This window comes from Hydrogenovibrio sp. (genome assembly GCF_049975065.1).
Lineage (GTDB): Bacteria > Pseudomonadota > Gammaproteobacteria > Thiomicrospirales > Thiomicrospiraceae > Hydrogenovibrio.
This window is the reverse complement of record NZ_JBNGDN010000024.1, coordinates 9,411-23,558: the sequence shown is the minus strand read 5'-3', so window position 1 is coordinate 23,558 and position 14,148 is coordinate 9,411. Positions and strand designations below refer to the sequence as shown.

14 protein-coding genes are annotated in these 14,148 nt (G+C 51.3%); 5 read left to right on the top strand and 9 right to left on the bottom strand.

Annotation, left to right across the window (positions count from 1 at the left end; translation table 11 throughout):
* On the bottom strand, positions 1 to 997 hold a 997-nt coding region (locus tag ACP5D0_RS04685), incomplete at its 3' end, for a transglycosylase SLT domain-containing protein (protein ID WP_472364437.1).
* 34 nt (positions 998 to 1,031) lie between these two features.
* Complete coding sequence (gloB, locus tag ACP5D0_RS04680; RefSeq protein ID WP_472364436.1) at positions 1,032 to 1,838, bottom strand: hydroxyacylglutathione hydrolase; 807 nt, start codon at positions 1,836 to 1,838, stop codon at positions 1,032 to 1,034.
* Positions 1,839 to 1,895: 57 nt separating this feature from the next.
* On the opposite strand from gloB, the gene ACP5D0_RS04675 reads away from it, so the two are divergent.
* Together ACP5D0_RS04675 and rnhA are read left to right on the top strand one after the other, a co-directional pair.
* Positions 1,896 to 2,708, top strand: coding sequence for a methyltransferase domain-containing protein (locus tag ACP5D0_RS04675; RefSeq protein WP_472364435.1), 813 nt, complete (start codon positions 1,896 to 1,898; stop codon positions 2,706 to 2,708).
* A 62-nt stretch (positions 2,709 to 2,770) separates the two neighbouring features.
* The gene (gene rnhA / locus ACP5D0_RS04670) at positions 2,771 to 3,211 is read left to right on the top strand and encodes a ribonuclease HI (protein ID WP_472364439.1); all 441 of its coding nucleotides are present in this window, start codon (positions 2,771 to 2,773) and stop codon (positions 3,209 to 3,211) included.
* 15 nt (positions 3,212 to 3,226) lie between these two features.
* Here the strand turns inward: rnhA and dnaQ are convergent, their stop codons facing one another.
* Positions 3,227 to 3,922 (bottom strand): DNA polymerase III subunit epsilon, encoded by a 696-nt coding sequence (gene dnaQ / locus ACP5D0_RS04665; protein ID WP_472364434.1) that lies wholly within the window; start codon positions 3,920 to 3,922, stop codon positions 3,227 to 3,229.
* Positions 3,923 to 4,031: 109 nt separating this feature from the next.
* Here dnaQ and ACP5D0_RS04660 point away from each other — a divergent pair, with 109 nt between their 5' ends.
* Entirely contained in the window at positions 4,032 to 4,457 is a 426-nt protein-coding gene (locus ACP5D0_RS04660) for an FKBP-type peptidyl-prolyl cis-trans isomerase (protein WP_472364433.1), read from the top strand.
* A gap of 125 nt (positions 4,458 to 4,582) precedes the next feature.
* Here the strand turns inward: ACP5D0_RS04660 and ACP5D0_RS04655 are convergent, their stop codons facing one another.
* Positions 4,583 to 5,275 carry an MBL fold metallo-hydrolase gene (locus ACP5D0_RS04655; RefSeq protein WP_472364432.1) on the bottom strand — a complete coding sequence of 231 codons (693 nt, stop codon included), beginning with the start codon at positions 5,273 to 5,275 and terminating at the stop codon, positions 4,583 to 4,585.
* 385 nt (positions 5,276 to 5,660) lie between these two features.
* On the opposite strand from ACP5D0_RS04655, the gene ACP5D0_RS04650 reads away from it, so the two are divergent.
* Positions 5,661 to 6,641, top strand: coding sequence for an SLAC1 anion channel family protein (locus tag ACP5D0_RS04650; RefSeq protein WP_472364430.1), 981 nt, complete (start codon positions 5,661 to 5,663; stop codon positions 6,639 to 6,641).
* Between the two features lie 98 nt (positions 6,642 to 6,739).
* Here the strand turns inward: ACP5D0_RS04650 and ACP5D0_RS04645 are convergent, their stop codons facing one another.
* Positions 6,740 to 7,501 (bottom strand): endonuclease/exonuclease/phosphatase family protein, encoded by a 762-nt coding sequence (locus ACP5D0_RS04645; RefSeq protein WP_472364429.1) that lies wholly within the window; start codon positions 7,499 to 7,501, stop codon positions 6,740 to 6,742.
* Positions 7,502 to 7,655: 154 nt separating this feature from the next.
* The gene (locus ACP5D0_RS04640) at positions 7,656 to 9,164 is read right to left on the bottom strand and encodes an MFS transporter (protein ID WP_472364428.1); all 1,509 of its coding nucleotides are present in this window, start codon (positions 9,162 to 9,164) and stop codon (positions 7,656 to 7,658) included.
* A gap of 185 nt (positions 9,165 to 9,349) precedes the next feature.
* Between ACP5D0_RS04640 and ACP5D0_RS04635 the strand changes: the two genes are divergently transcribed.
* On the top strand, positions 9,350 to 11,170 hold the full coding sequence (locus tag ACP5D0_RS04635) for a chloride channel protein (protein ID WP_472364427.1): 1,821 nt from the start codon (positions 9,350 to 9,352) through the stop codon (positions 11,168 to 11,170).
* A 21-nt stretch (positions 11,171 to 11,191) separates the two neighbouring features.
* Here ACP5D0_RS04635 and cls read toward each other — a convergent pair whose 3' ends face one another.
* The 3 genes from cls to ACP5D0_RS04620 all read right to left on the bottom strand — a co-directional run bounded on the left by cls (position 11,192) and on the right by ACP5D0_RS04620 (position 13,780).
* Positions 11,192 to 12,619 (bottom strand): cardiolipin synthase, encoded by a 1,428-nt coding sequence (gene cls, locus ACP5D0_RS04630; RefSeq protein ID WP_472364425.1) that lies wholly within the window; start codon positions 12,617 to 12,619, stop codon positions 11,192 to 11,194.
* Positions 12,620 to 12,924: 305 nt separating this feature from the next.
* Positions 12,925 to 13,521 carry a CorA family divalent cation transporter gene (locus ACP5D0_RS04625; RefSeq protein WP_472364438.1) on the bottom strand — a complete coding sequence of 199 codons (597 nt, stop codon included), beginning with the start codon at positions 13,519 to 13,521 and terminating at the stop codon, positions 12,925 to 12,927.
* Positions 13,505 to 13,780: a hypothetical protein gene (locus ACP5D0_RS04620; RefSeq protein WP_472364424.1), complete on the bottom strand. Its 276-nt coding sequence runs from the start codon at positions 13,778 to 13,780 to the stop codon at positions 13,505 to 13,507. Before ACP5D0_RS04620 ends, ACP5D0_RS04625 begins: the two co-directional genes overlap by 17 nt.
* Positions 13,781 to 14,148: the final 368 nt, after the last annotated feature.

Below are 14,148 nucleotides of genomic sequence, written 5' to 3'. Positions count from 1 at the left end.
TCAGGATATCCTGCGGCGTTTGCGTGGCTTGTGCCACTTTTGGCAGGCTGATTTGTTCGTTCACTTGAATTTTTTTAAAATAGGGTTGGTTGGGGATCGGTTCCAATTCGAGTTGGTAGCTGTTTTTATGGCTGACCAGGTTGGAGATCGCCAGTAACTGTGGCACATAATTTTGGGTTTCTCTTGGCAAATACGGTCGAATGTTCCAAAAATCGGCCACTCCGTCAGGATGGCGACTCAGATATTTGCGCTGAGCTTTGAGGACGTTGCCGTAACCGCTGTTGTAGGAGGCCAGTGCTAACAGCCAGTCGTGGTTGTTCTGGATATACAAGGCTTGGAGGTAATCGAGCGCGGCCAGGGTGCTGAGATAAACATCTTGGCGGCCATCAAACCACCAGTTCTGATGCAGGCCGTACATGCGTCCCGTGGCCGGCATGAATTGCCAGAGCCCTGCGGCGCTCATATGGGAGCGTGCGTAAGGGTAGAAGCCACTTTCCACTACCGGTAGAAGTGCGATTTCATAAGGCATTTGACGTTTTTTCACTTCTTGGAGAATGAAGTACATATAGGGTTTGGCGCGAACGGAAACGCGCTTTAAATACTGCTTCTTGCGAAGGTAGTAGGTCATGTAGTCTTCGTACTTGTCCGTGTTGGCGGGGGTTAGAAATAAGTGGCCGCCGATCTCATCCCAGAGATTTTGATAGGTGGGTTGCTCGGTTGAAAACACCAGCGCCTGATCCAGATGATTGGAAAGGCTGGGGTTGGATTGCAAGCCATTGAAGCGCTGCGTGGCGCTCTGTATGGTATTTTCGAACGCGTCGGTTTCCTGCGTTTCGGTGATCACAGGTTCGGACAGCGGCAGTTTACTCGGCGTGGTCGAATGGGCGTCGGCAAGATCCGATTTGACGGCATTTTGAGTGAGTTGGCTGCAGCCACTGGATAGAAACGCGCTGCCGATAACCAGCCATGGCAAGAGGCGTTTGGAGAAAAAAGGCATAAAATTAAAACCTGTTTGAGTTGAGGTTAAAGGGTTAATCATACAGGCCCGCTTCCAGTGTTCCGGTTGCGTCAAGCGTGTCCTTCCAGGCTCTCAGGTGTGCGTAAGCTTCGGCATCACTCAAGGTTGGTTGGCCACTGCGTGCGATCAAAATGTGTTTGAGCGGTGAACGATCGAATCTCAGAAAGGGGTTGGTTCGCTTTTCTAAGCCGAGCGGTGCGGGCACACAGGGGTTACCCTTTTGAGTGGCGAGTTTGACTTGGGCGAGCCGTTCGGCAATCTCAGGATTGTCCGGTTCGGCGATTCGTGCGAAGTTCAGGTTGGCATAGGTGTATTCGTGACCGCAATAAACGGCACAGTCGTCCGGCAAGTCGCGCAGCTTCAGCAGGGACTGTGCCATGACCGATGCCGGTTGCGTCCAGGTTTTTCCGCAGCCGCCGGTAAAGAGTACATCGCCACAGAACAATATTTCCGGGTGGTAAAAACTCAGGTGTTCGTGGGTGTGCCCTGGGGTCGCCAGCACGGTGAATGTTTTGTCGTGAATGCGAATCTCGTCGCCTTCGGTCACCGGGAAGGTGACGGGTTTAAAGGGCCCTTGAGCCTGACTGACAATCGATACGTCTCCGTATTGATGGCGCAATTCGCTGATGCCGTTGGTGTGATCCCAGTGATGATGCGTTAGCAGTATGCCGGCTAATGTCTTACGGTGTGCGTGTAGGTAGTCAATCACTGGTTTCGCTTGCCCGGGATCCACAACCCAGGCCTGGTGGTGTTCGGGGTTGTCGTCAAGCAGCACCCAAGTGTAGTTGTCGGATAGTGTGGGTAAACCAACGATTTTCATGCCAGACTCTTTAATTGCTATAATGGCACTATTCTAACAAATCCGCGGTGAAATGTGATGGCGAATCCGGCTTTTCAATCGTTTTTGCGGCAGTTTTATGAAACCCCAAAAGGCCGTTCACTGCGGCTTCAAGAGCAGGCGTTGTTGGATCATGCTTTGCAGCAGGTGTTTGGTTTTTATCTTGTGCAGTTGGGCGATGTTTCGAAGCAACCGTTGCTGGACAACAGTCGTGTGAATTGCAAGGTTTTGATTGATTCGGCGTTGAAATCGGCTTCGTCATTTCAAGGCGTTTGTCTGCAGGCCGATATGGAGTATTTACCCATTCGAACGGACTCGGTGGATGCCTTTGTGCTGCCGCATACGCTGGAGTCGGTGGTGGATCCTTACCACTTATTGCGCCAGGTCGATGCGGCACTGATTCCTGAAGGCCATATTCTGATTACAGGTTACAACCCGCTTGGCTGTCGGATTATGCGTAACCGTTTTGGCGAACATCGTCAGCCGTTTAAACAGGCGAACCTGATTCGTGCGCACCGGGTCGTGGATTGGTTAAGCCTGTTGGGATACGATATTGAGCAGGTTAGCTACAGTTCCATCAGCTGCTTGACAGGACAGGATCATCCGCATCGCTGGCGTTGGGTTGAGGGCATGGAAAAAGGCTTGGAGGCTTTGGGGTTGGATTTTGGTAATGTGTATTGCATTCTGGCCAGAAAACGTGTGGCGTCTCCTACGCCCGTTGGTTTGAACTGGCGCTTGTCCAATTGGCTGACGGCCGTCAAAGGTCGGCCAACGGTGGTCTCTAATCGTCAGAATGCGCGTTCGACTGTGACGACGGTGCAACGTAAAAATCCCTCAAGCGAATCGGAATAAGTGACCATCTTGATTGTGCCGCAGAAGCTTGCTGCGGGCGTTAATTATGAGCTGAGGCAATGATGCAGGAAGTTGAAATTTTTACCGATGGCGGCTGTCGTGGCAACCCTGGCCCGGGTGGCTGGGGTGCTTTACTACGTTTTGGCGAATTTGAGAAAACCCTTAAAGGCGCTGAACCGGACACCACCAATAACCGTATGGAGTTGACGGCGGCGATTGAGGGGCTGAAGGCTTTAAAACGCCCGTGCAAGGTCATTTTGACCACGGATTCTCAGTATGTTAAGAACGGCATTACCCAATGGATGGCGAATTGGAAGCGCAATAACTGGCGCACTGCAGCCAAAAAACCGGTTAAAAATCAGGAACTGTGGCAGGCGTTAGAAGCGGCTTTGCAGCCGCATGATGTCGAGTGGCGGTGGGTGAAAGGTCATGCCGGTCATGCTGAAAATGAGCGGGTGGATGCGTTGGCCAATGAAGCCATGGATGCGTTGCAAGCTGGATGAGGTTGTATTTTCTGTCTACCATTCGATCGAACGCTTGGCGTTTTCACTGATGTCGGCCAGTTTTTGTCGATGCGCCTCCAGTTCCGCCGCCGAAGCACGAACGATCTTTAAGGGCGTACCTTTTCGGCTGACCAGCCGATTGGACTGGGCTGCGCCGCTGTTATCGCTTTCGGATAAGGTTAAATCGGTTTGCCCCCCTGTCATGGCCAGATAAACGTCGGCCAGAATTTCCGAGTCGAGCAGAGCGCCGTGAAGGGTGCGGTTTGAATTGTCAATGCCCAGACGTTTACAAAGCGCATCCAGAGAGTTTCGTTGTCCCGGGTAGGTTTTGCGGGCCAATTTCAGTGAGTCGGTGATGGTGCAGTGATCTTCAATCATCCCCCAGCGATTCTCCGGCAGTTGCGCCAGCTCATGGTTGATGAATCCGACGTCAAAGGGCGCATTGTGAATAATCAGTTCCGCTCCGGTCACAAACTGCATAAAGGCGTCCACTATGTCGGCAAAGACCGGCTTGTCGGCAAGGAATTCATTGGTAATGCCATGAACCTCAATGGCATCCTGCGGCACGTCGCGTTCTGGATGAATGTATTGGTGGTAATTGTTGTGCGTCAGTTTGCGTTTGACCAGTTCAACCGCACCGATCTCAATGATGCGGTCACCGTTTTTCGGATCGAAACCGGTGGTTTCCGTATCCAGTAATATTTGTCGCATAAAGGCTATCTCTTTCTCTTGGGGGATTTCTTGTCAATCTCTTATGAATCTTTTGTGGTTCTTCGGGTAGAATAGCTTCGTATTTTAAAGCAAATTTGAGAGTCAGGATATGAGAATTAAAAAAGGCAGTGAAGTCACGTTTCATTATGAGTTGCGCAACGAGAAAGGCGACTTGCTCGACAGTACCTTTGGTGAAGAGCCGGTGCATTATGTGCATGGCGACGGTGAAATCGTTGAAGGGTTGGAGGAATTTCTGGAAGGTGAGGAACCCGGGTTTGAAGCGAAAGTGACCATTCCACCGGAAAAGGCTTATGGGGTGACGCGCGAAGATTTGATTGTGCAGGCGGCACCGGAAAACTTTGACGATCAGGTGGCGCTTGAAGTGGGAGAAGTGGTGGAAACCGAAGATCCCGACGGCCATACGGTGCAGTTCCGCATCGTGGAGATTGATGAGGATAAAGTGTATCTCGACGGCAATCACCCTTTGGCCAACCAAACACTTCACTATCGCGTCGAGGTGCTGGAAGTGGCCTGATGGTAAGAGAATGGATTTTGCCAGGCCTGGTAAACGCTGAATTTACTACGGTTATTAAAAAAGCGCTCCTAGAGCGCTTTTTTTGTGTGTCAGACCATGATGACATTCAAACCGTTAAGGCCGGTTCAATCGTCTAGATTGCCGCATTTCAGGTTGCCCGGCACCGCAATGTCAATGCGTTTTGGGTTAGGCAGATTCAGGTTGTCCATAATGGTGGAAAAGTCTTCAAATGATTTGTTGCTTCCGGCACGGACATTGTAGGTTTTTTCTTCGCCGATGGTGGACTGGCTGAAGCCTTTGTAGTCATGCGCTGGGAACACCATAGTGTCTTCCGGTAGTTTGAACAGCACCTCGGTCAGCGAACGGTACATGGATTCATTGTCGCCGAGTTGGAAGTCGGTGCGACCGCAGTCACGCACCAAAAGGGTGTCACCAGTGAAAACCGCGCCATCAATTTTGTAAGTGATGTCATTATTGGTGTGGCCTGGCGTGTGCAAAACATGGATTTCCTGATCGCCTAGTTTGAAGACATCGCCATCCACTGCGAGAATATCGGCGCATTCCGAACCGGAGTTTTTGTGCACTACCAGTTGCCCTCCCATGCGTTTGCGCAAGGGGCCGGCACCGGTGATGTGGTCGGCGTGAATATGGGTTTCTAACAAGTATTTGACCTTCAAGTCCAGTTCTTTAATGTGTTGTTCGTCACGATCCACTTGTTCCAGTACCGAATCAATAACGGCCGCCTCTTTGGTTTTTTCATCCCAGATAAGGTAGGTATAAGTCCAGGTGTCGTAATCAAAAAGTTGTCGAATGTTCATTAAAGTCTCCTTTTGAGGGTGCTTTCGGTGGTCACGGGCAAACGGTTGGCGGCATTGTCAAATCAAACCGGAAAAAAGGCCGATGCCCAAGGTGGATCACCGTGGAATGGTACAACGCAAGGTGTGGGGGCACTTGAAATATTGCGGCGCACACCTTAACGCTTTGCGGGCATTATGCCACGAGATGGCTTGATGTGCCTATTGAAATTATTTATTGAGGTTATAGTCAATGGCTCGCGTCCCAGAGTTTTTCGCTTGAATAGGCGGTTAAACGGGGGAGTCGGCCAGGCGTGGGAGAAATAGATTTTCGTCAAGTATTTTGTCAGACTTAACCGGAAGCAATTCGTATAAAATAGAATCGTTTTTAACTTATGGGGGTATTAATATGTTTGATGCAAAGCAGCGGCTGGCGTATTTTCCAGCCAGTTTTTTTGGAATGATCATGGGGATTACCGGTCTGTCCATTGCGTTTTTAAGCCAGCCCGGTTCGGCGCAGGGTGACGGTGAGCTGTGGCGTTGGGTCGGCTCGGGTGTGCTGGGGATTGTCTCAATGCTGTTTGCCGTGCTTTTATTAGTGTATCTTCTCAAGATTGTGCGCGAATTTTCTGCGGTGAAGGCCGAGTGGATGCATCCGGTGAAAATGAACTTTGTGCCCGCCATCAGTATCAGCGCTATTTTATTGAGTATTGCGTATTGGCATGTTGGTTTGCCTGAGGTGTCTTTCTGGTTGTGGGCGCTGGGCGCGGCCATGCATTTGAGTTTGACACTCTGGGTTTTGTCGCAGTGGATTCACCATGATTTTTTCCTGATTGAGCACTCCAATCCGGCTTGGTTTATTCCGATTGTGGGGAATATCCTCGTGCCGATTGCCGGTGTGCATCATGCCCCTGTGGACATCAGTTGGTTCTTTTTTGCCATTGGCATTGTGTTCTGGCCAGTGTTTACCGCCATTCTGTTTAACCGGATTATTTTTCATCCGCCGATAGTGGAGAAGTTGATTCCAACGCTGTTTATTTTCATTGCCCCGCCTGCGGTGGGGTTTATTTCCTATGAAGCGTTGAATGGCGGGGTTCTGGATGGATTTTCCAGAGTGCTGTATGGGTTTGCGCTGTTTATGACACTGGTGATGCTGGTGTCGGCCGGTAAGTTTCTGAAGCTGAGTTTTGCCATTTCTTTCTGGGCGTATACCTTTCCGCTGGCGGCCATGAGCATTGCTTCGTTCCGAATGGCGACACTGTCGGGCACAGCGGTTTACAGTGTGATCGGTTGGGTCGTGCTGGTGTTGTTAAGTGGATTGATTGCGCTGTTTGCCTGGAAAACCCTTCAGGCCGTATGGCATCATAAAATCTGCACCGCTGAGCATTGAGCGACGTTGGCCAGAAATGCCCAGGCCTGGTGAAAATCGTTGCGAGCGGTTTCATCGGGTCAAGCGGTTAGCGTTCGGACGGCCTGAATTCGTTTGAGTCAGTCTGAGTCCGTTTGTTCCTGTGTCTGAAACACCACTTCCAGCGGGTTATGGTCGGAAATGTCGGTCACGTGAAAGGCGCGCGCGGAAACCACCCTTAGCCCACGATAAAACACATAGTCGAGTAGCTGGCGATTCAGGGTGCGAATCGGCGACTTGTCGGGATAGGTTACTTGGGTCAATCCCAATTCTGCCACGGCTTTTTCCAGCATGGTGACCCGTTTGCGGTTCCAGGTGTTGAAGTCGCCGCTGATAATCATCGGCCCGGGCGTGTGACGAATCCACTGCCAGAGCTGGGACAACTCTTGCTGAAACCACCGATTGGGGACAAAGTTAATGGCGTGGATGTTAATGTGCGTCAGACGCTGGCCGTTGCTTAACGGGTGTTCGGTAATCAGGGCGGTTTTATGGGTGGTGTAACCCAGCTCGCGGTGGCGGGTGAGGCATTGATTGCGCCCCCACATCACGGCATGGCTGGCCGTGAGAACGCCATAGTAGTTGTGCCGAGTTTCGATATTGGGTGCCATGACAAAGGGCTGATTGAAAAAAAGGCTTTGCTGGTTATGCGTGGCCGCTTCTTGAAACGACAGTAAGTCGGGCGGGTCAATGGGTAACAGAGCCTCGATAGGGCGGTGAATAAAGTGCGAAAAATCGGTTTTGTGTAGATTCCACGTCAGCAATCGAAAGGGGTTGGGCAAGTTTTCGGTTAAGGTGTCCGAGCCATCAACGAGTGAAACAGGCGTGGATTTGGGTTTGTACATTGCGTGTCTGGCTGGCTTTTAGTGTCCGATGATCACTTGATTGTATTGAGTTGCATCAAGATATCATTATAGCCTGAATCGTTACCGCTGTTGTTTTGAATATTTAGCCCGGAAATTTCATAAATTTCCGGGCTAAAACGTGACCCTTTAGGAATCAGCTTATGGGTTTGGTTTCAACCGTGACGTTTTCAGTCTGCGGGTGGTGAATGCTTTCCAGGCTGATGCCGCGGGTTTCAATGCGGTAATGCCAGGTGACCCAAGCGCCCAATATTGAAGTGCCGGCCAGAATGTACAGCAAGGCGGCCGTGCCGATGTCCGTGAGCAGTATCGGGAACAGAAAGGCGGTTCCAACCGCACCGATTTTGGCGAAAGAGGCGGCAAAGCCTGCGCCCACGCCACGGATTTTGGTGGGGAAGACTTCACCGGCAATCAGGTAGGTTTGCGCATTGGGGCCGAGGTTGGTCATAAAGTTAAACAGCATGAAGCCGATAAAAATCAAATACAGTTTCATGTCGCCCGTCAGGCTTTCGGAGAAGGCCACCAGCATTAACCCGATGGCGCAACCGATAAAGCCGAAGATCTGCAGTTTGATACGCCCAATCTTGTCGGTGAGGAAAATGGCAAACAACATGCCGACAATCAGCAATACGTCCAGGAACGCAGCGTGTTTGGCGCTTTGCAGAGTGTTTTCCACTAAGTCGGCGATGTTGCGGTCATCGCCAATGGTGTCGTGCCCGAAGGTAGCGACCAGAATGATTGGGGTGAAGATGCCGATGCCGTAGGTACCTAAATCCTGCAGAAACCAGGGAACCGAGGCGAAAATCGTGGCACGACGATGTTTCTTTTTAAACAGTTTTTTAATGCCAGGCTGTTTTCTTTCATGCTCCGGTTCGGCTTCTTCAGGCGGCTTGACCAGCGCAATTTGACTCGGGTATTTAGGGTCACGTTCCAATAAGCGCCCCAGTTCATGTTCGGCCTGAGCCGTGTGCCCTTTGTCCATCAGCCAGTGCGGGGATTCGTTAATGAAGAAGCGCCCAGCAATGACCAGTAAAGCCGGAATAATGGCAACGGCATACATATAGCGCCAAGAGCCGACTTCCGGGCTGAGATAGAGTACCAGAAAACCAATCATGGTTCCGACCAGTGCGCCCACCGCTTGGAAGCCGAAAGCGCCAAGAACCAGCTTGCCGCGTGAGCGGCTGGGGATGCTTTCGGAAATCACCAGATGTGCCGTCGGGTAGTCACAGCCTAAAGCGAGGCCCGCCCCGAACAGTGCCAGTGCCAGAAAGATAAAGCTGGGACTGATGGTTAATGCGGCCAGGAAAAAGACAAATAAAATCAATTCGGCAATAAAGAGGCGCTTACGACCGTATTTATCTGCCAACCCGCCTAAGGTCGTGGCTCCGATGAGAATACCAAATAGAATGGCCGCACCGATCACCCCTTTTTCCATGGCGCCCAGTTGAAACTCCGCCACGATCAGCGGTAGCGCGACACCGGTCATAAAGACCACCATGCCTTCAAAAAATTTACCGGCCGTGGCGAGTGTCCAGATGCGCCACTGCATGGCGGTCATGGGGGCGCCGGAAACCTGGGTGCCGTCTTTCCATGTTGGGGTTTCGTCTATGTACTGTTGCGGCGTCATGGGGGTGGGGGCGGTCATCACGTTCTCCAGTCATTCGTTATGAGTAAAAGATCTTAATCAAAGAGGGAAAATCTTACGCGCTCTAAAACGCGTTGAGTATAAATTTTTGTGACGATTTTTTGACAAGGTTGCAGGGTAATTTATTTGTTATCAAAGCCGGGTAGAATGTGTGGTTGAGTTTGTATCCACACACAGGCACCTCGATGACATCCGATGTGTCCAAAAAACAAGTCAGCGGTGAATTTATGAAAACAGCAAGCGTACAAGAGGCGACGGGTTGGGTACTCTTTGTAAGATTAATGGTTCTGGCGGTTTTGATTGGCATTGTCGGTGGCGTTGCCTCTTGGTTGTTTCGGATGATGATCGGCTTAATCCACAATTTGCTGTTTTTGGGGCAATGGTCGTTTCATTACGATGCGACTGTGCACACCGCCGCCAGTCCGTGGGGAATGGGCGTTATTCTTGTGCCAATGCTAGGCGCTTTGGTTGTGGCCTGGCTGGTGAAAAATTTTGCACCGGAAGCCAAGGGTCACGGAGTGCCGGAAGTGATTTACAGCATTCACTATCAAGGCGGACGCATTCGTCCGGTGGTGGCGGTTGTCAAGTCTCTGGCATCGTCCATTTCCATTGGCAGTGGGGGTTCGGTTGGGCGCGAAGGACCGATTATTCAGATCGGTGCCGCTTTTGCCTCGGCCATTGCACAGTGGGGGCGTTTGCCCAGCGAATACCGCATGACACTGGTGGCGGCTGGTGCGGCCGGGGGGATTGCAGCCACCTTTAATGCCCCTTTGGGCGGCATCGTCTTTGCGGTGGAGTTGTTGCTTTTGACCATTACCGCTTCAACCCTGTTGCCAGTGGCGGTTGCGGTGGTGGTGGCCACTTATACTGGGCGTCTGTTGCTGGGGATGGCTCCGGCCTTTGATATTCCGGTGCTGCAGCTGCCCAGCACGCACTTGATGCCGTTTGCGGATTTGTTGATTTTTGTGCCGTTTGGAGTGTTTCTGGGCGTGGTGTCGGCGTTTTTTGTGCGGGGTATTTACTGGGCAGAAGACCGTTTTGACAGCATGCCGGGCAATTATTACACCCGCCATGTCACCGGAATGTTTTTCGTTGGGGTGATTTTTTATCTGTTTCAGCATTTCAGCGGTCACTATTATGTACAGGGCGTGGGGTATGCGACCATTACCGATATTTTAAACGGCACCTTGGGCAATCCATGGTTTTTGTTGCTGCTGTTTGCGGCCAAAATGTTGGCGACATTTCTGACATTAGGGTCGGGGGCGTCCGGCGGGGTTTTTTCACCGGCTATGTTTTTGGGGGCAACTTTGGGCGCGGCCTTCGGTCAGGTGTTGCAAGGCATTTACCCAGGCCTGGCCATTGAGCCGGTGGTGTTTGCGCTCGCTGGAATGGTGGCGGTGGTCGGCAGTGCGACCGGTGCGGTGATTACCGCCATCGTTATGATGTTTGAAATGACGCGAGACTACAATGTGATTTTACCGGTGATTTTAACGGCTGCCGCCGCTTATTGGGTGCGTAAACGCTTGTCGCCGGAAAGCATTTACACTTTGAAGTTGGTGCGGCGCGGCGAACCGGTGCCGGAAGGCTTGCAGTCCTCGATTGATCGCGCTCGCCAGATTCGGGAGGTGATGTCGCAGCGGTTCCGATCTGTGATTATCAACGATGAAGTGGCTCGGAATGTGTTGCAAAACGAGACCGTTGACGCAGAGAATAACGTTACGCGCTTGTGTTTTGATGCGCACGATCAATTGGTGGGGGTTCTGCCGAAGGGGCGACTTTTTGACGAAGCGTTGAAGGCGTCCGCCAGTCAGGAGGGGTTGCAGAAAGTCGTCATTGTCCCGCCTCAGTTAAGTCTGGTGGAAACACTTTACCGAATGAATCAGTCGGATGTGTCGGTGGCGGTGGTTAGTGAGCTGAAATCACCAGGCCTGGCGGATATTCAAGGGGTGGTCACCGCGCAAGAAATCGCCGATGCGGCGCGCAAAACCGCCCAGTTGGTGCATTGACTTCGCGGCATCTTTGTTTGGTTAAAGAATCGGGGCAAAAATTCGGGTAAAGTTTTCAAACAGGCGGCGGCCACGGCTATTTGGCGTTTGATAGCTGAAGCTGTGCTTAATCAGGCGCTCTGCCCACAGCCAGCATTGGTCAATCAGTGGCCGGTTGTACACCCAGTTGGCCAATTCGTGGTTGATGAATAAAGAGCGGTAATCGAGGTTGGCGGTGCCGAACATCATCGCTTGCCGGTCGATGAGCACCAGCTTGGCGTGCAGCATCCCGCCTTTGTATAAGTGTATCCGCCCTCCCGCGTCGCTGAGTTCGTGCATATAGGAGCTGCGTCCCAGATCGAAAATAATGTGATCGGATTTTTCCGGCGTGACCAGTGTGACGGTGACGCCGCGCTTAATGGCAATCATCAACGCATTCATAATGGAACTGTCGGGAATAAAGTAGGGCGATAGGATACAGATGTCGTTTTCAGCGGCGTAAAGTGCTTGTAACAGCGACTCGAATAAAGCGTCTTTATGAATGTCCGGGCCGGAAGGCACGGCCTGCACCCGTGCACCGGAACCTTGGCAAAACGGCCAGGCCTGGTGGTTGTTGAGTTTTTCGTTGGTGGTGTAACGCCAGTCTTCATTGAAGATGATGTGATAGTGCGCTAGAACCGGTCCTTGTATTTTGAACATTAAATCTTGCCAACGACCTTGTTTTGGGGTGTTTTCAAGGGTGCCGAAATAGTCGTTTGATAGATTCATGCCGCCAGTAAACCCCGTTTGGTGGTCGAACAGGTAAAGTTTACGATGGTTTCGAAGGTTGATTTGACTGTTAAAAAAGTTTTTGAAAAGTGGGTGAAAAAAAGCGTATTGCCCCCCCGCTTCCACCAGCGCACGCAGTGGTTTCGGCTGACGGTAAAGGCCGAAAGAGCCGATGGCGTCCATTAGAAGTCGGACTTCGACGCCCTGTCTGGCTTTGTCGATCAACGCATTGAGAATGGCGTTACCGGTGACATCGAGTTCCAATATATAGGTTTCGATGTGAATGCAGGTCTGGGCGTGTTGCACCGCCTGCATAAACTCATTGAATGTTTCTTCCGGCGCATTGTAAAGGGCAATGCGGTTGTCTAAAGACAAGTTGGCAATCTGGTCGGAAATCAGCAGCCGACCGATGCGATCAGCGAGGTCGTTTTCCGGTGTATTTTCCTTGGCTGTGCTTTGTGGTTGAGACGGGATAATAATATTGGGCTTGTTGTGCTTGTAAAGCACTTTCCGTGAACCGAAAATCAGGTACAGCAAAATGCCGATATAGGGTAAGAGCAACAAGGTCAGCAGCCAGACCGTCAGGTTCTGAGGCGAGCGTTTCTGATACAGCATATGCAGAACCGCTGTGAGCACCAGAAAAATGTAAATAAAGTAATAGAGTACCCAGAAGGGTGTCATTTCAAAAGCGGGTAGTTCCATAGAAGGGGGGCGCTCGCTGTTTCAACGTCTTCGTCAGAACTTTAGGATACCGACTCCGGCGTTGCTTGAAAAGCGCTTTATGCGGACTAATCCGAAAAATTCAAAAATTAGGCACCATCTCGCTTGCCCTTTGATTCCACAAGCCATATTGCTCGACTGACCCCTTCGGGCGTCGAGTTCTTCGTTTCTTCAGTCGGTCGTAATCGTGGAGTCGACACGCCTGCAGAAATTTCCTTGTGAAAACAAATTTCTGCGCGATCTTGGCGCAAATTTATGAATCGAAGAACCGAAGGTAAATTTTCGGGTTAAATCCATTTGCGTTTTTTGAAATATAAAAATTGCATGCCGAGCACGCAGAGTAATGACAAGGCAAAAGCCGGGAAGGCGTAAGGGCTGTCACTGCCGGGAATGCCGTTCAGGTTGACCCCAAGAAGCCCGGTGAAAAACCCGAGTGGTAGAAAAACCGCCGTCACAATGGCGAGAATGTACATTCGTTCGCTCAGTTGTTCCGAGGCGCGGCTCAATAATTCTTCGTGTGCGACGGCGGTGCGTTCACGCACGGCATCGATGTCTTCGATGTGGCGGATGAGGCGGTCTTTGACCTCCCGAAGATGCATTCGATGTTGCGGTGTGAGCCAACTGACTCGCTCAATCAGCAGGCGTCCCATGGCTTCCCGCTTGGGTGCCAGGTAGCGTTTGATGGTGATGGTCTGGCGTCGGAGGGCGGCGAGTTCCGATTTCAGTTCCGTGGCGTCCGCCGTCAGCGTCAGTGACTCCAGTTCGCCGATTTTATCTTCCAATTCATCCACGGTATCGCCCATCATCATAATCAGCTCATCGGCGAGTCGGATCAGCAAGGCTGCACTGTCGGTCGGGCCGATACCGTCATGCAAATGTTGTATTAAGTCGTTGACCGAGCCAAGCGGGTGTTTGAGTGTGGTGATAATGCGGTGTTGATCGGCCTAGATGCGCAAAGAAATCATGTCTACCGGGGTGGCTTCGGGGGGGGCTGTTTACGCCACGCAATGACAGGAAAAGACCGTCACCGACGCTGAGTGCACGCGGACGACTTTCTTCGCTGATTAAGGCTTCGATGACAATCGGCTCCAGGTCGCTGTGTTCCAACAACCAGTTCGCTGTTTTGGCGGCCGAATAATCCATGTGCACCCAAAGCCGACCATGAGACGGGTGCCAGTCTTGAACGCCTGACCAACTTAGCCTTTCGGCACCGCCACGTCCATTGAGAAGAAAGGCATTCAATAAGCCGATTTGACAACTATTGTGATTACCAGTGCTGTGGGTCTGGTTGGGCATGAAGTGATAGGGAGTGTGTTGTTTATCGAACCTATTATCTTATACATTATTTGGCCGGTTCAGATGACGGAATTATGATAATTGAGTTTTTTGCTGGGTGGTAGATTGTCAGGTGGTTTTGAACATTTTAAAATTGACTGTCTTTTGCTTGTGAAGCATTGGCCTGATTGAAAATGGGAGGGTTATGAAAAAACGATGGGGTGGGTGGCGACTGG